The 22,417-nt window shown below is 64.7% G+C and carries 26 protein-coding genes; 11 read left to right on the top strand and 15 right to left on the bottom strand.

Going from position 1 to position 22,417, the window contains the following annotated elements:
• Positions 1-5 precede the first annotated feature (5 nt).
• Positions 6-887, top strand: a complete 882-nt coding sequence (locus tag AV929_RS14985; protein ID WP_044952050.1) for a DMT family transporter — start codon at positions 6-8, stop codon at positions 885-887.
• 5 nt (positions 888-892) lie between these two features.
• Here the strand turns inward: AV929_RS14985 and AV929_RS22430 are convergent, their stop codons facing one another.
• A complete protein-coding gene (locus AV929_RS22430; RefSeq protein ID WP_004590650.1) occupies positions 893-1,057 on the bottom strand; it encodes a hypothetical protein in 165 nt (54 codons plus the stop codon).
• Positions 1,058-1,179: 122 nt separating this feature from the next.
• On the opposite strand from AV929_RS22430, the gene thiD reads away from it, so the two are divergent.
• Positions 1,180-2,568: a bifunctional hydroxymethylpyrimidine kinase/phosphomethylpyrimidine kinase gene (thiD, locus tag AV929_RS14980; protein WP_080510091.1), complete on the top strand. Its 1,389-nt coding sequence runs from the start codon at positions 1,180-1,182 to the stop codon at positions 2,566-2,568.
• 75 nt (positions 2,569-2,643) lie between these two features.
• Positions 2,644-3,279, top strand: a complete 636-nt coding sequence (locus tag AV929_RS14975) for a DsbA family protein (protein WP_064288624.1) — start codon at positions 2,644-2,646, stop codon at positions 3,277-3,279.
• 30 nt (positions 3,280-3,309) lie between these two features.
• Here AV929_RS14975 and ddh read toward each other — a convergent pair whose 3' ends face one another.
• The gene (ddh, locus tag AV929_RS14970) at positions 3,310-4,236 is read right to left on the bottom strand and encodes a D-2-hydroxyacid dehydrogenase (RefSeq protein ID WP_064288623.1); all 927 of its coding nucleotides are present in this window, start codon (positions 4,234-4,236) and stop codon (positions 3,310-3,312) included.
• A 62-nt stretch (positions 4,237-4,298) separates the two neighbouring features.
• A complete protein-coding gene (locus AV929_RS21930) occupies positions 4,299-4,475 on the bottom strand; it encodes a hypothetical protein (RefSeq protein WP_155120751.1) in 177 nt (58 codons plus the stop codon).
• Positions 4,476-4,640: 165 nt separating this feature from the next.
• Here AV929_RS21930 and AV929_RS14965 point away from each other — a divergent pair, with 165 nt between their 5' ends.
• Positions 4,641-5,735, top strand: coding sequence for a sulfite exporter TauE/SafE family protein (locus tag AV929_RS14965; RefSeq protein WP_014041511.1), 1,095 nt, complete (start codon positions 4,641-4,643; stop codon positions 5,733-5,735).
• Between the two features lie 4 nt (positions 5,736-5,739).
• Positions 5,740-6,177, top strand: a complete 438-nt coding sequence (locus AV929_RS14960) for a universal stress protein (protein ID WP_050007490.1) — start codon at positions 5,740-5,742, stop codon at positions 6,175-6,177.
• Positions 6,178-6,204: 27 nt separating this feature from the next.
• On the opposite strand, the gene AV929_RS14955 is transcribed toward AV929_RS14960, so the two are convergent.
• The 4 genes from AV929_RS14955 to AV929_RS14940 form a co-directional block, all read right to left on the bottom strand.
• Positions 6,205-6,723, bottom strand: coding sequence for an HPP family protein (locus tag AV929_RS14955; RefSeq protein WP_064288622.1), 519 nt, complete (start codon positions 6,721-6,723; stop codon positions 6,205-6,207).
• Positions 6,724-6,817: 94 nt separating this feature from the next.
• Entirely contained in the window at positions 6,818-7,585 is a 768-nt protein-coding gene (locus AV929_RS14950) for a glycerophosphoryl diester phosphodiesterase membrane domain-containing protein (RefSeq protein WP_050037174.1), read from the bottom strand.
• 62 nt (positions 7,586-7,647) lie between these two features.
• Positions 7,648-7,995 (bottom strand): thioredoxin family protein, encoded by a 348-nt coding sequence (locus AV929_RS14945; RefSeq protein WP_044952312.1) that lies wholly within the window; start codon positions 7,993-7,995, stop codon positions 7,648-7,650.
• A gap of 97 nt (positions 7,996-8,092) precedes the next feature.
• Positions 8,093-8,653 carry a sugar O-acetyltransferase gene (locus AV929_RS14940; RefSeq protein ID WP_050007489.1) on the bottom strand — a complete coding sequence of 187 codons (561 nt, stop codon included), beginning with the start codon at positions 8,651-8,653 and terminating at the stop codon, positions 8,093-8,095.
• Between the two features lie 244 nt (positions 8,654-8,897).
• Here AV929_RS14940 and AV929_RS14935 point away from each other — a divergent pair, with 244 nt between their 5' ends.
• A complete protein-coding gene (locus AV929_RS14935) occupies positions 8,898-10,874 on the top strand; it encodes a DUF460 domain-containing protein (RefSeq protein ID WP_064288621.1) in 1,977 nt (658 codons plus the stop codon).
• Positions 10,875-10,989: 115 nt separating this feature from the next.
• Complete coding sequence (locus AV929_RS14930; RefSeq protein ID WP_064288620.1) at positions 10,990-12,036, top strand: PAS domain-containing sensor histidine kinase; 1,047 nt, start codon at positions 10,990-10,992, stop codon at positions 12,034-12,036.
• A gap of 11 nt (positions 12,037-12,047) precedes the next feature.
• Here AV929_RS14930 and AV929_RS14925 read toward each other — a convergent pair whose 3' ends face one another.
• The 7 genes from AV929_RS14925 to AV929_RS14895 all read right to left on the bottom strand — a co-directional run bounded on the left by AV929_RS14925 (position 12,048) and on the right by AV929_RS14895 (position 17,736).
• Positions 12,048-12,293: a hypothetical protein gene (locus tag AV929_RS14925; protein ID WP_004590621.1), complete on the bottom strand. Its 246-nt coding sequence runs from the start codon at positions 12,291-12,293 to the stop codon at positions 12,048-12,050.
• 38 nt (positions 12,294-12,331) lie between these two features.
• Positions 12,332-12,742 carry an SCP2 sterol-binding domain-containing protein gene (locus AV929_RS14920; protein WP_014041519.1) on the bottom strand — a complete coding sequence of 137 codons (411 nt, stop codon included), beginning with the start codon at positions 12,740-12,742 and terminating at the stop codon, positions 12,332-12,334.
• 117 nt (positions 12,743-12,859) lie between these two features.
• Positions 12,860-13,582, bottom strand: a complete 723-nt coding sequence (locus AV929_RS14915) for an ABC transporter ATP-binding protein (protein ID WP_011224244.1) — start codon at positions 13,580-13,582, stop codon at positions 12,860-12,862.
• Positions 13,579-14,391, bottom strand: coding sequence for an ABC transporter ATP-binding protein (locus AV929_RS14910; RefSeq protein WP_023843442.1), 813 nt, complete (start codon positions 14,389-14,391; stop codon positions 13,579-13,581). The genes AV929_RS14915 and AV929_RS14910 overlap by 4 nt, the downstream gene beginning before the upstream one ends.
• The gene (locus tag AV929_RS14905; RefSeq protein ID WP_050007487.1) at positions 14,384-15,493 is read right to left on the bottom strand and encodes a branched-chain amino acid ABC transporter permease; all 1,110 of its coding nucleotides are present in this window, start codon (positions 15,491-15,493) and stop codon (positions 14,384-14,386) included. Before AV929_RS14905 ends, AV929_RS14910 begins: the two co-directional genes overlap by 8 nt.
• On the bottom strand, positions 15,490-16,407 hold the full coding sequence (locus tag AV929_RS14900) for a branched-chain amino acid ABC transporter permease (RefSeq protein WP_014041522.1): 918 nt from the start codon (positions 16,405-16,407) through the stop codon (positions 15,490-15,492). Before AV929_RS14900 ends, AV929_RS14905 begins: the two co-directional genes overlap by 4 nt.
• Positions 16,408-16,437: 30 nt before the next feature.
• A complete protein-coding gene (locus AV929_RS14895; protein ID WP_014041523.1) occupies positions 16,438-17,736 on the bottom strand; it encodes an ABC transporter substrate-binding protein in 1,299 nt (432 codons plus the stop codon).
• Between the two features lie 140 nt (positions 17,737-17,876).
• Here AV929_RS14895 and AV929_RS14890 point away from each other — a divergent pair, with 140 nt between their 5' ends.
• Together AV929_RS14890 and AV929_RS14885 are read left to right on the top strand one after the other, a co-directional pair.
• Positions 17,877-18,848 carry a proline racemase family protein gene (locus tag AV929_RS14890; RefSeq protein ID WP_064288619.1) on the top strand — a complete coding sequence of 324 codons (972 nt, stop codon included), beginning with the start codon at positions 17,877-17,879 and terminating at the stop codon, positions 18,846-18,848.
• A gap of 71 nt (positions 18,849-18,919) precedes the next feature.
• On the top strand, positions 18,920-19,756 hold the full coding sequence (locus AV929_RS14885; RefSeq protein ID WP_064288618.1) for a proline dehydrogenase family protein: 837 nt from the start codon (positions 18,920-18,922) through the stop codon (positions 19,754-19,756).
• A 1-nt stretch (position 19,757) separates the two neighbouring features.
• On the opposite strand, the gene AV929_RS14880 is transcribed toward AV929_RS14885, so the two are convergent.
• A complete protein-coding gene (locus AV929_RS14880) occupies positions 19,758-20,474 on the bottom strand; it encodes a helix-turn-helix domain-containing protein (protein ID WP_014041526.1) in 717 nt (238 codons plus the stop codon).
• 188 nt (positions 20,475-20,662) lie between these two features.
• Between AV929_RS14880 and AV929_RS14875 the strand changes: the two genes are divergently transcribed.
• Entirely contained in the window at positions 20,663-22,186 is a 1,524-nt protein-coding gene (locus AV929_RS14875) for an aldehyde dehydrogenase family protein (RefSeq protein ID WP_064288617.1), read from the top strand.
• Positions 22,179-22,307: a hypothetical protein gene (locus AV929_RS22820; protein ID WP_023843444.1), complete on the top strand. Its 129-nt coding sequence runs from the start codon at positions 22,179-22,181 to the stop codon at positions 22,305-22,307. Before AV929_RS14875 ends, AV929_RS22820 begins: the two co-directional genes overlap by 8 nt.
• Positions 22,308-22,417 lie beyond the last annotated feature (110 nt).

Below are 22,417 nucleotides of genomic sequence, written 5' to 3'. Positions count from 1 at the left end.
AGCCGTTGTCAACCGTGAACGTCGGAATCGCGTACGCCGTTCTGTCGGCGCTGGTGTTCGGGGTGTACCTGTTCGTGATGAAGCGGTGGTTCACCGAGTATCCGTCGCCGGTGTTCCTGTTGCTTACGTACAGCCTGGTCCCCATCGTCTACCTCCCCATCGTCTTCGTCAGCAACGAGCCCTTCCTCCCGGCGGGCAACCGTGTCAACGTCCTCTCGTCGGTTCTCGCCGTGACGGCGGTGACGGCGGTTGGACTGCTCACCCTCTTTCGAGCGATCCGCGTCGGCGAAGTCTCCTACGTGTCGCCGATCAGCAAAATCGTTCCCGTGTTCGTGTTACCGCTGGAAGTCGGACTGCTGGGCCAGCATCTCTCGGCGCTGCAGGTCGGCGGTGTCGTCGTCGCGACCGCCGCCGTCTACGTCGCGAACTGGCAGGGCACAGCGTTGCTGGCCCCGCTCAAGCGGGCCCGGAAGTCCCGGCCCGCACAGCTAGCCTTACTGTCGGCTGCGGCGTTCGCGCTCGTCGATGTAAGCAAGCGGGTGCTGATGCAGGAACTGGCCGTCGAACCGACGACCTACATCCCGGTGATGGCCGTCGGCATCGCCGTCTTGATGACGCCGCTCGCGTTCCGGTATCAGGTCCCGCCGGGATGGCGGGGGGACCTCCCGAAGTTCGTCGTCGCGGCGATGTTCGTCGCCTACGCGAACCACATCGTGTTGCTGTCCTTCCAGTTGCTCCCGGCGAGTATCGTCTCACCCATCGTCAACGGGCAAGCCATCGTCGCCGTTATTCTGGGCGCGATTGTTCTCGACGAAGCGCAGTTCCGAGCACGCCTGGCCGCTGCGGGGCTGGCTATCGTCGGTATCGCGATGATATCGGTCGGATAGAAAGGTCAGGCCGACTTTCGCTCCGAGGAGCAGCCGACCTGTACCGCATAGCTGGATTGAAGCCACGCGGTCGGGTTCTCGGTGTCGTAGACGACGACGTCGCCGCCGCCAGTTGTGAAGCTGCCGTACTGCTCGTCGGAGTCGGTAGTATCGCGCGACGCTGGTTCCATTGTGGTACAAGGGCACATCCGACACAGTAACACATAAATGTTTCTCAAATGTAGTATGGAGTAATATTAGCATACTAGGATTTGGCCGCGTAGTTTCGTCCGACTGAGAGACCAGCACCGATATGTGGCCGCCGGTGAAGTCATCAGGTATGACACGAGCGGACGCCCCAGTGACACCGCCAGTCGTGCTGACCGTCGCCGGCAGCGACTCCGGTGGCGGGGCCGGTATCCAGGCCGACGTCAAGACCATCGAGGCCTGTGGCGGCTTCGGGACCAGCGCGATCACCAGCATCACGGCACAGAACACCACGGGCGTACAGGGTCAGCATCTGCTCCCGATTGAACAGATCGAGGCCCAGATCGAGGCGGTCACGGGAGATTTCGACGTGGCCGCGGTCAAGACGGGGATGCTCGCGACGAGCGACGTCATCGACCTGGTCGTGGAACACGCTGCCGACCTGCCGAACCTCGTCGTCGACCCGGTGATGGTGGCAGCGTCGGGCGACCGACTGCTGGCCGCCGAAGCCGAAGACGCCTACGAGACCCTCATCGCCGAAGCGACGCTTGTCACACCGAACGCCGACGAGGCCGCCGTCCTGACCGGGCGCGATGTCGACGACCCCGCGGCCGCGGAACGAGCGGGCCGCGACCTCGTCGAGATGGGGGCCGACAGCGCGCTCGTGAAAGGGGGCCACGTCCCGGGTGACGACGTCGTCGACACCCTCGTGACCGAGGACGGGGTAACGACGTTCCGCCACGACCGCATCGACACCGAAGCCACTCACGGCTCTGGCTGTACGCTCTCCTCGGCTATCGCGACACAGTTGGCCCACGGCGACGACCTGCCGACGGCAGTCGGAAGCAGTATCGACCTGCTTGCGAACGCGGTCCGGTACAACGTCGACGTCGGTGAAGGCCCCGGTGCGGTCCACCACCTCGTCCAGACGCGCAACGACGCCGCACGCCATCCGACGGGCGAGGCCGTCGAGCGGGTTGTGTCGGCGCTCGTCGAGGCGGACGTGTCACCGCTGGTCCCCGAGCGGGGGATGACCGTCGCCGGCGCGACACCGTACGCAGAGACGCCAGACGCGGTCGCCGCCGTCGAGGGCCGCATCGCCCGCACGATGGACGGCGTCCGGCCGAACCGCGGCGTCCGCTTCGGCGCGTCGACGACGGTGGCTCGCGCCCTGCTGGCCGCGCGTGAACACGCCCCCTCACTTCGGTTCGCTGTCGACTGCCGGCTGACCGACGCCGTCGAGGACGCGGTAGCGTCGCTGGACGGCCCCGTCGCGACGTACGACCCCGCCGAGCGACCGGACGGGGTTTCCGGCGACGCCACCGCACAATGGGGCGTCAGACGGGCCTTCAAAACCAGCGAGGGCACGCCGGTCGCCGTCATCGGCCGCGAGGGCGTTGGTACCGGCGGGCGCGTGACGCTGCTCGCGGCGGACGCCGACGGCCTCGTCTCACGGGTGGAGACCATCCACGAGACCGTCGGGGACGGCGCGTAGCGGACCGGTCGGTCGTGCGCTGTGTCGACACAGACGGTGGCCGCGTTTAACCGCGAGCAACGCATACCCGGACGTATGAGTGAGACACAGTCGAGCGAGCGGATCACGGTCTTCTCGGACTACGTCTGCCCGTTCTGTTATCTCGGACGCGAATCGCTCAGGCAGTACCAGTCGACGCGCGAGGACGAACTGGAGGTCGACTGGCACCCCTTCGACCTCCGGAGCGGGAAGCGCAACCCCGACGGCTCCATCGACCACTCCGTCGACGACGGCAAGGACGAGGACTACTACGAGCAGGCCAAGCAGGGCGTCCGCCGGCTGCAGGAGAAATACGACGTGGAGATGGACCTGGACATCGCCACCGACATCGACTCGCTGCCCGCCCAGATCGCCTCTTACTACGTCAAAGAGCACTACGACTACGAGACGTGGCTGGCCTTCGACGTGTCCATCTTCGAGGCGCTGTGGCAGGACGGAGCAGATATCGGCGACGAAGACCTGCTGGTCGACCTCGCCAAGGACGCAGGCGTCGACGGCGAGGAAATCCGGTCGGCGCTCGCGGACGACAGCCTCCGGTCTGCGGTCCGCGAGAAGTTCACAGCGGCCAAGCGCCAGGGGATCACCGGCGTCCCGACGTTCGCCTACGACGGCCACGCCGCCCGCGGCGCGGTGCCGCCCGAGCAGCTAGAACGGCTGGTCGAAGGTACCTGAGCGGCGCGGTCAGATATCCTTGGACGGCCCTCACGCGACGCGATTCCGCAGTGACTTGCCGCGGTCGATCCGTTCGATGTTCTCCTGAACGAGGGCCGCGATATCCTCGTGATACCGGTTCGTGAACGCGGCGACGTGTGGCGTTACGATGACCGACTCGTGGTCCCAGAGCGGATGGTTCGCTGGCAGCGGTTCCGCCCAGTGGGCGTCGAGGGCTGCCCCGGCAATCGTCCCGTCGTCGAGCGCGTTCAGCAACGCGTCCTCGACGACGACAGGCCCACGGGCGACGTTGACGAGGTAGCTGTCGGCCCGCATCTGCGCGAGCAAAGCGGCGTCGACCATGCCTTCGGTTTCTGCGGTGAGCGGACAACACAGCACGACGAAGCGTGCGTCGGCGACGGCGGCGTCCAGTTCGTCGGGTGTGTACACGCGCTCGACGTTCTCGGCGGGGTCACCGGAGCGGCGAACGCCGACGACCTCCATCCCCAGCGCGTCGGCCCGGTCAGCGATTCCCTGGCCAATGGTGCCCAGACCGACCACGCATACCTGCTCGCCAGTCAGCGTGAACGGCGCGTCGTACGGTTCCTGCGTCCAGTCGTTGTCGCCCTGTCGGTCCCGGTAGACGTGGAGACGGCGAGCAAACGCCGTCAGATAGCCGACGGCGGTTTCCGGGACGGTGTCGCCGTGGATACCAGTGCTGTTCGTCAGTACCGTCCCGACCGCCTCGTAGGCGTCCACGTCGAACTCGTCGTAGCCCGCACGGATGCCGTGGACCCAGGCGGCGTCCAGAAACGCCTCCCGCGGAGAGAACGTGACGACGCAGTCACTGGTATCGAAGGTTGCGTCGTCGCCGACAACTTCGACAGGGACGCCGAGCCCCTGTAGCGCGGCGACCATCGCCTCCAGCGGACAGGCCTTCGCAACTGACTCGTGAACAGCGATTCTAGCGATATCCATGTCCGTCCCTGCGGCGGGGACAGTATAGTCCTTTTCCGGAACGCGGCGAAATGTCGAACCGATCAGTCCCAGCGGCTTTCGAGCGCGTCGACACGCATCTCGATGTAGCGGCGGGACCACCGCTTCGAGAACCGACGCAGGGGTCCAAAGAGCCCGTCTGTGTCCGCGGCGTCGGCAGAAACGTCTTCATCGTAACTCGACCGGCCGCCCGACTCCATCGGTCCCTCTGGAAAACTCATAACGATATGTGTTACCACGGGCTGTGAAATAAATATTAGGGATATTAGGCCACCGGAGACCTCGTGTGTTTTTGCCGTCTTCGCGTATTTATGCCATCATTTTTGAAACAAGTACAGACAACAAGGGATTTAAGCGATAATTAACAATGCTGGCTTCACGCGTCAATGACCACGTCGTCACCGTCCAGTCGACTCCAGAAGGGGTTTCTCAAGTACCAGCACGTCTTCGTGTTTCTGGCACCACTGCTGTTCGTCGTCGGTGTGTACACCGCCGCACCGACGCCCGCGGACGCGGGCACCGGCTACTGGTTCGAGTACTGGTGGCTCTGTATCGCCTTCGTCACTGGTGCAACCATCGTCAACACGGTCGGTATCAGCGGGTCGGCCCTGTTCGTTCCGTTTCTCATATTCATCTTCCCGCTACTAGCCGGAGAGACGCTGACACCGGAGACACTGGTGAAGGTCGGACTCATCAGCGAATCGTTCGGCCTCTCCAGTTCCGCACTCGCGTTTATCCAGTACGGGCTCGTCGACCGACGGCTCGCGCTGAGCCTCGTCCTCGGGAGCGTGCCCTTTGTCATCGCCGGCGCGCTACTGTCGTTTGTCATCCCGGAGCCGCTGTTTCACGCGTTGCTCGGCATCGCTCTGCTGGCGGCGTCGTACTTGCTTTTCAAGGCTGACCTCGGCCACGAGGAGCCGGGCGCGGCAGGCGACAGTGACCCGGAGGTATCGGCTGATGGGGGCGACGCGACACTCCCCGACGACGACAACAAGCTCGGCCCGGCCGGCGTCGAAACGGCCGACGACGGAGCAGTGACGCGCGTCGACCGCGACGGCAACGACTACGGCTACACGCGCGGCGGCTATCTCGAACGCTTCGCGAACTACAGCATCGGCGGCGTCTTCCAGGGACTGGCCGGCTTCGGCGTCGGCGAACTGGGCATCATCTCGATGCTCCGGACAGAGGTCCCTGTCCGGGTCGCCATCGGCACGAACCACATCGTCGTCGCGACGACGGCCGTGCTGGCGTCGCTGGTTCACGTCTTCGGCGGCGGCCTCGTTCCGGGCGCGCACTCGATCGACCTCGCGTCGACGCCGTGGAACATGGTCGTCTGGACCGTGCCCGCGACCGTCACCGGCGGCCAGATCGCACCGTACGTCTCGACCGCACTGGATACCGGGACCATCAAGAAGTTCGTCGGCGGGCTGTTCGCAGTCATCGCCGTAGCGCTGTTCCTGATGGCGACGGGTGGTGTCTAAGACGATGTACGACACGATCCTCCTCCCGACCGACGGCAGCGACGGTATCGGTGCGGCCGCGAGGCATGCCGGAACGATTGCAGGTCGGTTCGACGCGACAGTCCACGTCCTCTCGGTCGTCGACACCCGCAACCGGTTCGAGAGCCCGTCGAGCGGTCTCTCGACCGACGCATGGATCGAGGCGGAGCGGGAGCGCGCAGGGACGGCCATCGATGCGACCGTCGCCGAGCTACCCGACGACGTTTCGGTCGAGACCACACAGCGAGAGGGCGTCCCGAAGACGGAAATCGTCGACGCCGTCACGGAGATTCCGGCGGACCTCGTCGTGATGGGGACCCACGGCCGGACCGGACTGGACCACTATCTCATCGGCAGCGTTGCAGAGACGGTCGTCCGCGAATCGCCGGTGCCGGTGCTGACCGTCCAGCTGTCGGACGAGTGAGCACGGTACAGGGGCCAGTGTGACGCATCAGCCATCGACCAGGGCTGTCCGGGACGGATCAGTAGCTCGGTGGTACGCTGACAGCACGAGCGCGTGGAACGCGACGAGAACGCCGACACCGACGACGATGACTGCGACCTGCAGCGGCGTCGAGAGCAGCCCTAAGGAGACGATGAGCGTCGTCGCGCAGGCCGGTGCGTGGACCGTATCTGTTGCAATCATCCCCCAGCTCGTCACGACGAGCGAGAGGGTCGCGCTCGCGACGAGGCGGAGCCCGGCCATCGAGAACGCGGTCGGGTCCGCGACGAGTGAAACGCCGCCAGCGAGCAGGCTGTACGCGAACAGCCCCGCAACGCCGCCGATGAGATGGCTCGCGACGACGCTTATCAGGTCCGTCCGGTCGCCGTTCCGCTGGAAGGACAGGATGAACGCCGAGGGGCCCAGACTCGGGAAAATGAACGGCTGGCCGCTCGCCCACGCGAGCGTCCCGAGAACAACGAACAGCACACCAGCGTACAGGCTTGTCCCGACCCGATGCCGTCGCATTGCTCCCGGTAGGAAACTGGACGGATAAGACAGTCACGGTCCGACAGAGCGCGCTGTAGTCCCGAGTGGGGACAACAGCGGCCAGCGGCTCCAGTCAGAGAGCGGCCATCGACGTATCGTCCTCGCTCGGGGCCGACGGCGGCCTCCCGTCACGCTCACGGAGTTGCTCGAACGCGACCGCGATAATCGCCGTGCCGTACAGCGACGCCAGTGGTTGGATGACGATGGTCGGAAGCTGCGAAGTCGGCCCCGAAAGCGCCAGCGCGCCGACGAATCCGATGACACCGCCGACGAGCGCCGCGGCGGTACCGACAATTAACAGCAGTCCGAACAGCGCCAGCCGGTTGCCCTCGGTGAGCCGATAGCTCTCTTTGAGCGCCGCGACGAAGTTCCGGTCTTCGACGATGACGTACGGCATCATGAAGATGAACGCGACGTAGGCGAAGATGCCAGGGATGAGGAGCAGGACCGACCCAATGAACACCAGTAGACTGTAGACGATTCCGCCGACGAACACGTTCACCATCGCCAGCGGTACGTTCCGAGTGAGCGCTCCCGTGGGGAAACTGTCACGCGCTCCGGCAGCGAACGTCCGGAAAGACACGATGGTGAGATACAGTGAGACCACAGAGCCAATGGCGATACCGGCACCAGCGACATTGAGCGAGATGTCGAGGGTCAGCGGCAGGGCTGCGGCGATCTCGCCGTATCCCATCCTGGTGTAGGTCGTCGCCACGATCGTGTTGAACAGTGCTTGAAAGCTAGCCATCAGGGCGAAAAACGCTACGAGTAGTATCGCGCCGGTACGACTGAACAGCCGATACCCCGCCTCTTCGAGGACGGAGCCGATTTGGAGGGCCATCAAGGGAGCGCTTCGACAAGCGGGGACATAAGTGTTGTCTCAGTGTGAGAAGGCCACTCGGTTCACGCGTCCGATTCCGACCCGCTTTCGACGAACTCGATTAGCTCCTCGGCCGGGACGAACCCGTCGGCACGGCGGTCGATAAGCTCCCCGTCGGCAAACAGCAGGAACGTCGGGACGCTCCGCACGTCGAACGCGTCGACGGCATCGAGGTCGCGTTTGGGATTGAATACGACGACTGTCGCGTCGGTGGCTTTCGCGGCGATGTCGAGTATCGGCTCCATCGACTTGCAGATTGTACAGCCGCTTGTCCGGACCATCGCCAGTACGCGGTCGGCCGTCGCCAGCACGTCGTCGAGTTCGTCCCGCGTTTCGACCGTCCGAACGCCGTGTTCCGTTGTCGTGTCCATATCTTCGGTCGTGGTGTCCATACAGTCAGTACGTGCCACAGCGCGAAGAACCCCGCGACGGGTCACAGCCGCTCAGCCACGCTTGCTGCGCGGGCCGTCAGTCCTCAATTTCTCGTACGACCGACGCGGGGTTCCCCTGAACGACGACGCCGGCGGGAACGTCGTCGGTCACGACAGCGCCGGACCCAACGACGGCGTCGTCGCCGATGGTGACGCCCGGATTGATGACCGCCTGGCCGCCGATCCAGACGTTGTGGCCGATAGACACTGGCTTTCCGTACTCGACGCCGCTACGTCGTTCCTCCGGGTCAAGCGGATGCGTCGCGGTGTAGATGTGGACGCCCGGCCCGAGCAGGCAGTCGTCGCCGATATCGACCCGACAGACATCCAGTACGACGCAGTCGAAGTTCGCGTAAAAGCCCTCGCCGACGTGGATGTTGTCGCCGTAGTCACACCGGAAGGGCGGTTCGACGTGACAGTCCGCACCGACGGAGCCGAACAGGTCCTCGATGAGTGCCTGTCTGGTGTCGGTGTCCGATGGATCGGTCCGGTTGTACTCCCGGGTGAGTTCGTTCGCGCGCTCGCGAGCCGCGACGAGTTCTGGGTCGCTCGCGTCGTAGTGCTCGCCCGCGAGCATCTTCTCCCGTTCAGATACCATGCCGACCTACCTCCGAAGTCTCTCTCGCGGCGTAGCGAGGGATGGTCATAGTGGGCCGTCGGAGCGCCCTGATAAGAGGTGTTGGGGTCAACGATCCCGAACAATAACCCCCTCCGCAAGCCAGTTGAACAATCCACGCTGGGTGGGGCTTTCTGGCTGTTCGAAGTCTCACTCACGTACCGAAACAGTGCCCATACTGCTAGCCCGGAACGGATTTATAGTCGACCGTCGCCTACCATGGTTCGTGAACCGCACGGCAGCGCTCGACGCAGTCGTCTTCGGTGTCGACATCCAGAGCGGCGACGTGCGCGGCGACGCGCCGTCGTACGCGCTGGTGGTCTTCGACGGGGAATCAGTCGAGCGAGACGTGGTCTCGCGGCGGAAGCTCCGCCGGCGTATCGACGACGAGGAGCCGGCCATCGTCGCGACGGACAACATGTACGAACTCGCCGAGGACAAGGACGCCCTGATCCACGTTCTCGGGTCGCTCCCCGACGAGACGAAACTGGTGCAGGTGACCGGCGACGAGCGGCCGGAACCGCTCTCACGGGTCGCCAAGCGCCACGGCGTCCCCTACGGCAAGGACCCGATGGAGGAGGCCGAGGCCGCGGCCCGGCTGGCCGCCGCCAACGTCGGCCAGGAGGTGTCCGCATTCACCGACACGACGGAGGTGAAGGTCTCGCGGGGCCGCTCGACCGGGAAAGGTGGGTGGTCAGAAGACCGCTACACGCGACGCATCCACGGCGCGGTCCGGAAGCGCGCCCGTGAAATCGAGTCCGAACTCGACGCGGCCGGTCTGGAGTACGAGCGGGACGTGACCGAGAAGTACGGCGGCTTCTCGAACGCCGTCTTTCTGGTGTCGGCACGACCGCAGGACATCCCTGTATCGAGAGCGCGTTCGGGCGACACACGCGTCGAAATCGAGCGCCAGCGGCGGGACGGCATCGAGTTCAAGCCGCTGGCGAAACGGCGCGACCACGTCGTCGTCGGCGTCGACCCCGGGACAACGACGGCTGTCGCCATCGTCTCCCTCGACGGCACTGTACTGGATGTATACTCCTCGCGAACCGACGGCACCGCCGCGACGACGGAGTGGATTATCGAGCGCGGGCGGCCCGTCGTCGTCGCCGCCGACGTGACGCCGATGCCCGAGACCGTCGAGAAACTCCGGCGCTCGTTCAGCGCTGCCGGCTGGGAGCCCGATACGGACCTGCCCGTCGACGAGAAGAAACACCGGACACGCGAGGAAGCCTACGACAACGACCACGAGCGCGACGCGATGGCCGCCGCCCTCTACGCCTTCGATCACCACGCCGACCAGTTCGAGCGCGTCGCGAGCAAGGTGCCGCCACAGCACGACGTGGGGCCGGTCATCGACCGCGTCGTCGCCGGCGAAGAGAGCGTCGAGACGGTGCTGCGTGACCTCGAAGACGACGACGGCGAGGCCGAAGAGGACACGGCTCACGAGCCCCGGGAGCTCACCGACGACGAGAAGGAGATCAAGCGGCTGAACGCCCGCATCGAACGGCTCGAATCACACGTCGACGACCTCAAGGAGACGATCAAGCGCAAGGACGACCAGCTCGCCGAGAAGGACAAACAGCTGGAGAAGGCCCGCAGCGAGGGCCGGCGCGAAGTCAGAAAAGACCGCGAGGTGACGCGGCTACAGCGGCGCAACGAGGCCTTAGAGCGGAAGGTCGAGGAAGAGGAGGAGAAACGCGAGGCGCTGGCCGACAAACTCGACCGGCTGAAGGCGCTGTGGAAGCTCGACCACTCGAACTTCGCCGACGTGTCGGAGAAACAGGAGGGGCTCACCCCGGTCAAGGTGGTCGAGCAGTTCACCAAGGACGCCATCACCGACGCCGACGAGCGGTTCGGCCTCGTCGAGGACGACATCGTCATGTTCCGGGACGCCTCGGGCGCGGGCCGGTCGACGGCCCAGCAGCTGGCCGATATCGACCCCAAACTCGTCCTCCGGAACGGCAATCTCTCCGATATCGCTGATCAAGTGCTGTTCGACAACGAGGTCCCCGTCGCACCGGCTGAACTGGTCACCGTGCAGGAAGTGGACGAACTGGCCGTCGCCCGCGAGGGCGAAATCGAGGCCGCAATCGAGGACTGGGAGGAACGCGCCGCCGACCGCCGGAAGGAACAGAACGCGGAGATGGTGGACCAGATCATCAGCGAACACCGGGCCGACCGGCCGACAAGCGAGAACTAGGCGCTGTCCGGGCTGTCGGCGGACAGTAGCTGTATGGAACCCCGTTCAGTGTCACTTGCCGAACCGCGGGCCGTCTGTACTGCGTGGTTATATTCATTGGGTGCCTCTCTCTCGCATGGATGACCAGTGTCGTGTTCTGGCGGCCGCACTCGAAACGCTCGACGATGTCTTCTACGTCTACGACACGGACGGCCGGCTTGCCTACTGGAACGCCCGACTGAACGAACTGTTCGGCCTGACGGACAGCGAACTGTCGGGCATGGACCCAACCGAGTTTTTCGTCGCGGACGACCGGGCAGCCGTTGAAGCAGCCATCGCGGAGGTGTTCGAGTCGGGTCAGACGACCGTCGAAGCGCGGGCCGAGACGACGGAGGGAGTCGTGACGTTCGAACTCAGCGGCCGGCTTCTCACGGCGGACGACGGCACAGTCCAGGGATTCAGCGGTGTCGGTCGCGACATCACGGACCGGCGCGAACGGGAGTGGCACCTCCAGCGGCAGAACGAGCGGCTCACGGAGTTCGCTGACCTGCTAGCACACGACCTCCGGACGCCGCTTGCCGTCACCAGCGGCCACCTCGAACTCGCTGCCGAGGAGCTGTCGCCCGAGCGTATCGACGCCGCCAGAGACGGGTTACAGCGGTTAGAATCGATTATCAACGATCTGCGGACGGCGACCAGAGAGGGAGCGCTGGCGGCCGACAAGCAGACCATCAATATCGCCGACGTGGCGACGACAGCGTGGAACCACGTCGAAACCGGCAGTGCAGTGCTGGAACCGCCGCCGTCGATACTGGTCGAAGCCGACGCAAAGCGATTGCTCCGACTGTTCGAGAACGTCTTCGCCAACGCCGTCACACACGGTCCTGAACGCGACGAACGGGGCTCTGACGAGGAACGCGACGGTGACGCGACCGGCATAACAGTTCGTGTCGTGCCGACGCCCGACGGCTTCGCGGTCGAGGACGACGGCCGGGGAATCGCTCCCGACGAACGGGAGCGGGTGTTCGAACCGGGCGCGTCACGGGCGGCTGATGGGACCGGCTTCGGTCTCTATATCGTCAGGGCAATCGCCGAAGCCCACGGCTGGACAGTACGTGCCACAGCAGGAGAACACGGCGGTGCACGGTTCGAGTTCGATATTGATGCGGACACCGCCTGTTAGTCGTCTCCGCCTCAGGGCATGCCGTCGCCGCCCATACCGCCACCGCCCATGCCGCCGCCACCCATACCGCCCATGCCGCCGCCGAGTCCGAACGCGCCGAGCAGGCTCGTGACGAGGCCGTAGACGACCAGTCCGAGGCCCCCGACAACGAGAGCGATGCCGACGGCGACGATGGGTGCCTTCCACGCGACCAGACCGATGCCGGCGAGCAAAACGACGATGCCGCCGATACCAACCGCACCGAGTTTGTCGAGCATACCCGTGTAGGCCAAGCGGGCGGACAAAAGCCCGTCGGTCAGTGCTCGAACTCGGTGTCGACGTTCTGTGCCGCCGCGACCATCTCGGCGATGGTGTCCTGGCGGCGCAGCAGCCGCATCGTATCGCCCTCGACGTCGAACGTCCCGTCCATCGCCGCGGCGGAGATATCGAGGTCGCCCTGCAGCATCGTGACCCACTGACTGTAGGGACCACGGAACGCGAAGTCGTACTCGGGGTCTGCGACCGTCCCAGCGGCGGTACAGACACCGTCCTTGATTACAACGACGAACTGTATCGGTTCGCCGGTATAGGCGTCGTCAGCACGGATTTCGAAACAGAATACGGCGGTGAAGCCGTCGGCGCTGTCGGCGAACTCGGACCGGTCGTTTATCCGGTCGCGCCACGCGGCGGCCCAGTCGTCGGCCTCGGTCGGCAGCGTCACAGTCATTGGCAGGCGGTATGCAAGGGGGGCTTTTCTGTGTTGCCTTGTCCGTTCGAATGCGACGCCAGCAGGGTCGTCGTCGCGGCTCCGCGGCGAGCGCGAATAAAACAGCGATGTGAGACCTCAGCGGCGGGATTCGCCGCCGAGATACAGCCGGGACACCTCGGGGTCGTCGAGCAGCGAGTCCGCCTCGCCCTCGAACTTGACTGTCCCCTGGTCAAGGACGAACCCGCGGTCGGAGATGCCCAGCCCCTCGCGGGCGTTCTGCTCGACCATGAGGATCGACGTGCCGAGGTCGTTGACCGTCTCCACGTCGTCGAACACCTCTTTCGCAGTGTTCGGTGCCAGCCCGGCGCTCGGCTCGTCGATGAGGAGCACGTCGGGCTCCATCACGAGCGCGCGGGCGAAGGCCAGCACCTGCCGCTGGCCGCCCGAGAGCGTCTTCGCGTTCGCGGTACGCTTGTCGTCGAGGATGGGGAACCGGTCGTACAGCTCGGCCACGACCTCGTCGAGGCCGCCGTCGCGGGCGACCCCGCCCATCCGGAGGTTCTCGTCGATGGTCAGCGAGCCGAACACGTTCTCGGTCTGTGGGACGTAGCCGACGCCGATTCGGACGATATCCTCCGGAGCCATCCCGCCGATTTCGCGGTCCCCGAGACGGACCGAGCCAGTCCAGGGCTCCAGCATCCCGAACACCGTCTTGAGGACGGTGGATTTGCCAGCCCCGTTCGGGCCGACGAGGCAGGCGATCTCCCCCTCGCCGAGCGTCAGCGAGAGGTCGTCGAGCACCTGCACCTCGCCGTAGCCGCTGTCGACGCCGTCGACGGTGAGGATGGGGTCGGTCATTCCGACGGCCCTCCCAGGTAGGCGTCGATGACGCGCTCGTCGCTCCGGACCGCCTCGGGCGGCCCCTCGACGAGGACACTCCCCTGATTGAGGACGATAATCGGGTCGGCCAGCCGCATGATGAAGTTCATGTCGTGTTCGATGATGAGGAAGGTGATCCCCTCCTCGTTGAGTTCCTCGATGAACCCGGCCAGCTTGTCGGCCAGCACGGGGTTGACGCCAGCGACGGGCTCGTCGAGCAGGAGCAGGTCGGGTTCGGCCATCATCCCGCGGGCCAGTTCGACCAGTTTCATCTGTCCGCCCGAGAGGTCCGTCGCGGGCTGGGTGGCCAGATCGCCGATCTCGAACCGTTCGAGCATCTGCTGGGCCTGTTCCAGCGAGCGCCGTTCCTCCTGTTCGACGGTGTCAGGCGAGGTGAACAGCGGGATGATCGACTCCCCGGTCTGGTTGTGCGGCCCCACGAGCAGCGCCTCCCGGACGGTCATCCCCTCCGGTTTGCGCGGCGTCTGGAACGTCCGGATCATCCCCTGATCGGCGATCTGGTGGGGCTTCTGGCCAGTCACGTCGACGCCGTTGACTGCGACGGAGCCGGCGTCGGGTTCGTAGAAGCCCGAGACGAGATTGAACAGCGTGGACTTGCCGGCACCGTTCGGGCCGATGAGGCCCGTTATGGTGCCGCGTTCGACCTCGATTGACGCGTCGTCCGTCGCCACGAGGCCGCCGAAGCGTTTCTCCAGCCCCTCAGCACGGAGGACGGGGTCCTCCTTGCCGAGAACGGGGCCGTCGGAGACGAGCGACTGCTCACTCATCGCGACCACCGCCCAGCGAGTCGGGCCAGATAAGCTCGCGCTCCGGCGGGAGAATCCCCTCCGGGCGGAGCCTGACGATAAAGATGATGAGCAGGCCGACCAGCATGAGTCGGAGCGGTGCCGCGCCGATGGGCAGTGCGCCAGTGTCGGTCAGGAAGCGCGTCCCCTGCTGGATGGCGACGATAGTGAACCCGCCCAGCATCGCACCGCGGTCGCTGCCGGTGCCGCCGAGGATGACAGCGACCCAGACGTAGAACGTCGTGATCGGCTGGAGGTCCGAGGGACTGACGAACAGGACGAGGTGGGAGTAGAACACGCCCGCGAGCGCCATGATGAGGCTCCCGATGACGAAGGCCTGCATCTTGAACGCGAACGTGTTCTTGCCCAGCGTCTCCGCGAGGTCCTCGTCGGTCCGGATGGTTCGCAGGACGCGGCCCCACGGCGACTGGTGGATGCGCCGGAGGAACAGGTAGACGGCCGCGACAATCACCGTGACGAGGACGACGTTCAGCGCGCTGGTGACCACCGACTGACTCATGTTGAACACCGGCGTCCCGCCTACGTAGAAGATGTAGGGGTACGTCAGGTCACCGAGCACGGGCCAGTCGGAGAAGAACAGCGGGATGCCGGTCAGCCCGGCGCTGCCCGCCGTCCACTGGGATTCGTTGAGGATGAAGATACGGACGACCTCTGCGAGCCCTAGCGACGCGATTGCGAGGTAGTCGTCGCGGAGTTTCAGCGTCGGATAGCCGATGATTACCGCGAGCACCGCGGCGAGACCGAGACCGCCGAACAGCGCGACGATGGGGCTGACACCACCGGATATCGGCGAGCCGGATGCCGTCAGCAGGGCGGTCCCGTACGCGCCGAGGCCGAAGAAGGCCGCGACGCTGAAGTTGATCATGCCGCCGTACCCCCACTGGACGTTCAGCCCCATCGAGAGGAGCATGTACATCGCCGACAGCCCGACGAGATACAGCAGGTACGCTGGGGCGAGGAAGCCGGTGATGACCGCGAGGAGCAAGAGCGCGGCGAGCGCGCCCAGCACCCCCGCGACGCCTTTCTCCCGGGGCGAGTACCCACCGACATCGAGCGCGCTCATGTCATATCACCCGCGATGCCGCGAGGCCTGACAAGCAGGACTGCGACCATGATGACGAATGCGACGGCCGGCGCGTAGGCGTTGCTGATGGGGAGCCCGATGTCGCCGAGCAACGGCGTCAGTTCGTGGAGCATCCCGATGAGCAGCCCACCGAGCATCGCCCCGTACACCGAACCGATACCGCCGAGGATGACCGCGGCGAACACGACCAGCAGGATGTTGAAGCCGATGCGCGGGTCGAGCTGGCTGTACAGCGCGAGGAAGACGCCACCGGCGGCGGCCAGGGCGCTGCCGACGACCCACATGACGAGGATGACGCGGTCGGTTCGGATGCCGCTCACGCGTGCGAGGTCGGGGTTGTCAGCCGTCGCACGCATCTTCCGGCCCAGCGTCGTCCGCTGGAGCAAGAGGTGTAGAGCGACGACGAGTACCGCCGCGCTGACGATGATCGCGACGTCTCGCTGTGTCACCGCGACGCCGAGCGTGTCCAGCAACACCTGAATCGGCCCGCTGCGACGGATATCGTACTGCAGGAAGTCCGTCCCGAAGGACGCCTGTAGCACCGCGCGGTAGACGAACGCCACGCCGATGCTCGTGATGAGGAGCCCGATCGAGTCCGTATCGAGGGGCTTGTACACGAGAATGTGAGTCAGGACGGCGACGACGGCCGCTAGCGCCATTCCGACTGCCAGGGCGATGAAGAACCCGATCGGGAGACCGAGAACGGTGCCGCCGAGACCGCCGAACACGCCGAACGCGACGAACGCCCCGTAGGCGCCCAGCGTCATCGTATCGCCGTGTGCGAAGTTCGCGAAGTCGGCGATGCTGTAGACCAGCGAGAGTCCGATGCTCCCGAGGATGATGATACTACTGAAAACGAGCCCGTTTGCCAGGTACTGTAATATCTGCGCCATTGGTGAAAATGGAAAAGGGTCGTGGCCGCCTTAGCCCTCGATGAAGCCGCTGGATTCGTACGCGTGGTCCACGACTTCGAACACCTGCAGCAACCCGACGGGATCACCGTTCTCGTCGAGGTCGATCGGGCCGCTCACGCCGGTGTAGTCCACGTCCGATGGCGAGCCACCGTTGGCCAGAATCTCGTGTGCATCCTCATAGGTGGTCGCCTCCTCGCCTTCGGGACGAGTCACGTCACGGACGACCTCCATGAGCGCCGAGCCGGTGAACTCGTCGGCGGCTTCGATAGCGAGTGCGCTGACGACCACCGCGTCGTAGGCGTACGCCGACCACGACGTTGGTTCCTCGCCGAAGCGCTCCTCGAACTCCGAGACGAACGCCTGGTAGTTCTCGGCGTCCTGTGGGACGCTCGGCACCACGGCCTTCATTCCGTCGAGGCTGCCCTCGGGAGCTGATTCGAGGACTTTCGGGCCTTTGACGCTGTCCCCACCGTACCAGGCGGCCTGATCGGTGACGCCCAGGTCGAACGCCTCCTGGGACATCGTTGCGAACTCCGGCTGGTAGGTGATGAACACCCACGCGTCGGCGTCGGTGTTAGCCATCGAGGAGATGGTGCTACTGTAGGAGGACTGGCCCTGGTCGTGGGGTTCGTTGTAGACGATTTCTCCGTCGTAGGCCTCGATAAAGGCCTCGCCGACGGACTGCCCGTAATCGTTGTTGATCCAGGCCAGGGCAGCGGACTCGTTACCGTCTTCATCGAGGAGCGTTGAGATCGCCTCCGCCTGTGCCTTGCCGGCCGGCGGCATCCGGAGCAGGTCCGGGAAGTTCGTCAGGTTCGGGCTGGTGCTGTTCTGGCTGATCTGGACGACATCAGTGTTCTGGACAACGCTCTCGTGGATGGCCGTGCTGACGCCGCTCCCGACAGTACCGATGAGCAGCGGAACTTCTTCCTGATTGACGAGTGTCTGGGCTGCACTGACTCCACCCTGGCTCGTACTCTGGTCGTCCTGCTGTGAGATCGCCAGTTCGCCGCCACTAACACCGACGGAGTTGATATCGTCAAGCGCGATTTCCTTGCCGCGCTGGTTCCGCTGCCCGAACGCGGACAGCGAGCCGGAGAGGCTGTCCACCATCCCGATGGTGTAGGTTTCAGAGCCCGAATCCGTCGAGGTGTCCGTCGATTCACCGTCGCCGCCGTCACCACCGTCGCCACCGTCACCTTCGTCGGGAGCACCACCGGAACAGCCGGCGAGGCCGACGAGTCCGGCACTGGCAGCGGCTTTGATTACGCTTCGCCTGTCGATCGAAGACTTGTCATGGTCGTTCATGGTATACTGATATCCTTTTTCGTAAGTCCCTGTATAACCCTGTCACCGTCCATGGTAGGCACCATGTTCTGGACGGCGTACGGAAAGCCGTCAATTAATACTTCTGGAACGCCTTTCCCGCATAGAGTATCGCTACGGCTATGGAACGAACGGAGTTTATCACGGTAGACACGCATACGGGCGGAGAGCCGACGCGCATCGTACTCGACGGCATCGAGGCCGACACACTCGCCGGAGAGACCGTCCGGGAGAGACGCGACCGGTTCGCAGCCACAGCAGACGGCGTCCGAAAACTCCTCATGCAGGAGCCCCGCGGACACGCGGATATGTTCGGGGCGGTCCCGGTGCCCACCGACCGGGCCGACCTCGGAGTCTTTTTCATGGACACTGACGGCTATCTGGACATGTGTGGCCACGGCCTCATCGGGGTCGTGACCGCACTCGTCGAACGGGGCGAACTCCCCGAAACGCGGGAACTGACCGTCGAAACCCCGGCCGGGCTGGTCGACGTGACGGTCGAGATAGCTGACGGCGTCGTCCGCCGCGTCGCGTTCGAGAACGTCGACAGTTACGTCTGTGAGACGGTCTCCGTCGAACAGGACGGTGTCCCGGTCGAGGCTCGTATCGTCTATTCCGGGAACTACTTCGCCGTCGTCGACGCTGAGAGCCTGGGCGTCACGCTCGACGGCGAGGAAGCCACGCAGTGTATCGAGCCCGCACTGGCACTCCGCCGAGCAGTCAACGACGTCGCACCCGACGACCCAATCACCGGTGCGCCGGTGACCGTTTCCGCAATTGAACTCACCGCCGGCAGCGACAGCGACCGGAGCTGTGTGGTGTTCGCCGACGGATCTATCGACCGCTCTCCCTGTGGGACGGGGACGTGTGCGCGGTTGACGCTTCACCACGTCGACGGTGACCTCGCTGTTGGCGAGCGTATCGAAGTGACCGGCCCGGTGGGGTCGGCGTTCGAGGGGTATATCAGCGAGACAAACGTCGACGACGGTGTCACCGTGACCAGCCCGGTCGTTTCGGGTACAGCGCATATCACGGGCGATCACACGTTTTACCGGGACGACGACGATACGCTCGGCAGTTTCACACTCACTTAATTTCAGGCCATGGAAGAGGACTTTTTTGGTAGGGGGTGCGTTTAGGCTCATATAGTGGCGTAGTTTCGATAATGATTCCGCCGATAGCGAATAACTTCGTCGCCGGGGAGACAGCCCCGGGGGCGCTCGACCACGTCGCTTCGCTCAACGACGACGGCGTCAAGGGCATCCTAAATCTGTTAGGCGAACACTACGATGAGCGCCAGCCCGCCGACGAGGACGCAGACCAGTACACCGAGTTAGTCAAAGAAATCGACAGGAGCGGCCTCGACTGCGCTATCTCGGTCAAGCCCTCGCAGATCGGCCTCGACGTTGGGGACGACGTGTTCGTCGAGAACCTCGAACGGATCGTTGCGGCGGGCGACGACCACGGCGTCTTCGTCTGGGTCGACATGGAGGATTACACGACGACCGATGTGACCCTCGACGCGTACGAACGACTCGTCACGGACCACGAGGGCGGCGTCGGCGTCTGTACACAGGCAAACCTCAAGCGGACGCCCGAGGACCTCGAACGGCTCGCTCCTCTTCCCGGGAAGGTCCGGCTGGTCAAGGGGGCCTACTCCGAGCCGGAGAGTGTCTCCTACAAGAAAAAAGAGCGCGTCAACGAAGCCTACCGCGACTGTCTCGAACTGATGTTCGAGGAGTTCGATGGCGGTATCGGCGTCGGTAGCCACGATCCGGCGATGATAGACTACGCGAAGGACCTCCACGACGAGTACGGCACTGACTACGAAGTGCAGATGCTAATGGGCGTCCGCGACGACGCCCAGCGCGACCTCGCCGCGGAGGGCGTCCCGATGTGGCAGTATATCCCCTACGGCGACAAGTGGTTCTCCTACTTCTACCGGCGCGTCCGTGAACGCAAAGAGAACGCGCTGTTCGCTGTTCGGGCCGTTCTGAGCTAACTTACTGGTCCGGGTCGAGTAGTTTCGCTTCTGCTTTCCGGAGATGTTCGAGCAGCGTCGTCTTCGAAACGCCGAGTTTCGACGCGAGTTCGCGCGTCGAGATGCCCCGCGGCCACGCGTAGTAGTCCTCCTGTCTGGCGAGTTCGAACGCCTCGCGCTGGCTGTCCGAGAGTCTGTCCATCCGCCGGAGTTGCTGCGGATTGCCGCCGCCGGCGGACGTGATTCGAGTCACTTCGATATCGGCCGACTGTTCCTCGCGGATCTCGTCGAGGAGCGACTCGGCCTCGTCGCGGGAGTCCGGGAAAAACACCGGCCAGTGCTCGCGGCCGTGGCGGACGCGAACCGGGTCGTTGTGGATGAACCCCCGCGAGAGAAGGCTGTCGCTAATGGTGTTGTCCGGGTCGTACTCGACGAACAGCTCGCGGGTCGTGTTCCCCGGCGACGAGGACGTGCCAGTCGCGCCGTGGCGCTCGCGTAACTCCAGCACGGAGTCGGTCAGCGACGAATCACGGGTCGCGTCGATGAGATCCTCGACGTCGTTAATACTGTCTGCGTACGCCGTGAACAGGCCCTTCACGCTGCCGTTCTGGGTGTTGTACACGCCGTGAGCCAACAGGCCAGCCGCGGTCTGATCGGTGACTTCGAGGGTCCAGCAGTCAGGATGCCAGATGCTCAGGGTGAGCTGGAGTCCCCCGTGTTCTGATTGTGCTTCACTCATACTGGGCGCCCTCCGTATGAAGGGGTGCTAAAGACAGTCACGATATGGACGCAGATAAAGGTGCGGTTCATAAGGGGAACACCGACCATGGGAGATAATGCCGGATTGTAGAGGATATATCAGGTTATTGCCGACCCCTGACCATGGACGGTGGAACATATTGGTGGGGGACGCGTACAGTACCTACCATGAGTACAGACGACTCACGGCGACACTACATCGACGGTGAATGGACGACAGGCACCGGCGAGGAAACGTTCACAAGTCAGAACCCGGCTACCGGCGAGGCGCTCGCCTCGTTCCACCGCGGAACCGAGGCCGACGTCGACCGCGCGCTGGCCGCGGCAGAAGACGCCTACGACGAGTGGCGCTCGCTCTCGCACATCGACCGCGCAGAGTACCTCTGGGACATCTACCACGAGCTGCGTGACCGCCACGAGGAACTCGGCGAAATCGTCACCATGGAGTGTGGCAAGGAGATCAGCGAGGGGCTGGCCGACGTGACCGAGTCCTGGCACATGGTCGAGTGGGCCGCCGGCAACGCCCGCCACCCCCACGGCGACGTGGTACCGTCCGAGATCGCCAGCAAGGACGCCTATATGCGGCGCAAGCCGAAGGGGGTCGTCGGCTGTATCACCCCGTGGAACTTCCCGGTCGCAATCCCGTTCTGGCACCTCGCAGTGACGCTGGTCGAGGGCAACACCGTCGTCTGGAAGCCCGCCGAGCAGACCCCGTGGTGTGCCCACATCATCGCCGAGATGTTCGAGGACTCGGGCATCCCGGACGGCGTGTTCAACCTCGTGCAGGGCTACGGCGACGCCGGCAACGCCATCGTCGAGGACGACCGCGTCGAGACGGTCCTCTTTACGGGCAGCGCCGAAGTCGGCCACAAAATCGCCTCCAAGGTCGGCGGCGAACCCGGCAAGATCGCCGCCTGCGAGATGGGCGGAAAGAACGCCGTCATCGTCACGGAGGAAGCCGATCTCGATATCGCCGTCCACTCGGCCGTGATGTCCAGCTTCAAGACGACCGGCCAGCGCTGTGTCTCCTCGGAGCGGCTCATCGTCCACGAGGACCTCTATGACGAATTCAAGGAGCGGTTCGTCGACATCGCCGCGGACATCGCCGTCGGCGACCCGCTGGAGGAAGACACCTTCATGGGGCCGCTCATCGAGCGAGACCAGGTCGAGAAGTTCAAACGCTACAACGACCTCGCTCGCGAGGAGGGCGCGAACGTGCTCGTCGACCGCGCCGACCTCGGTGCCGAAGAGATTCCCGAGGGTCACGAGGAGGGCCACTGGGTCGGCCCGTTCGTCTACGAGATCGACTACGACGAGGACCTGCGCTGTATCAACGAGGAAGTGTTCGGTCCCCACGTCGCGCTGCTTGAGTACTCGGGTGACTTCGACCGCGCACTGGAGATGCACAACAGCGTCGACTACGGCCTCGCCGGGGCCATCATCTCCGAGGACTACCGCCAGATCAACCAGTTCCGCGACGAAGCCGAAATCGGCCTCGCCTACGGCAACCTCCCGTGTATCGGCGCGGAGGTCCACCTGCCATTCGGCGGCGTCAAGAAGTCCGGCAACGGCCTCCCGAGCGGCCGCGAGGTCATCGAGGCCGTCACCGAGCGCACCGCCTGGACGCTGAACAACTCCAAGGACATCGAGATGGCACAGGGGCTGTCGGCGGACATCATCACCGATGAGTAAGTCCGTCCAGCCGCCGGAGATCGGCTCCATCTGCCCGCGCTGTCGCGGGGAGACGACGACGGCGAAAGGCATCGAAACCTGTACCGACTGCTCGTGGGTCGGCTGTCTCGGCGCTGACTGACGCGACGACATCGCTTTTCTACGGCCCCAGCGTCTGTCCCACACCGTCACGGGGGCCACGGACCGGGTTCTCGGTCCAACTTTTCCAAACCTTAAACCTCTCCCCGTCGA

The organism is Haloarcula sp. K1 (genome assembly GCF_001647155.1).
In the GTDB taxonomy this organism is placed as follows: Archaea; Halobacteriota; Halobacteria; order Halobacteriales; family Haloarculaceae; genus Haloarcula; species Haloarcula hispanica.
Note: the sequence above shows the minus strand (reverse complement) of the source record. Positions and strands in the feature narration are given on the sequence as shown.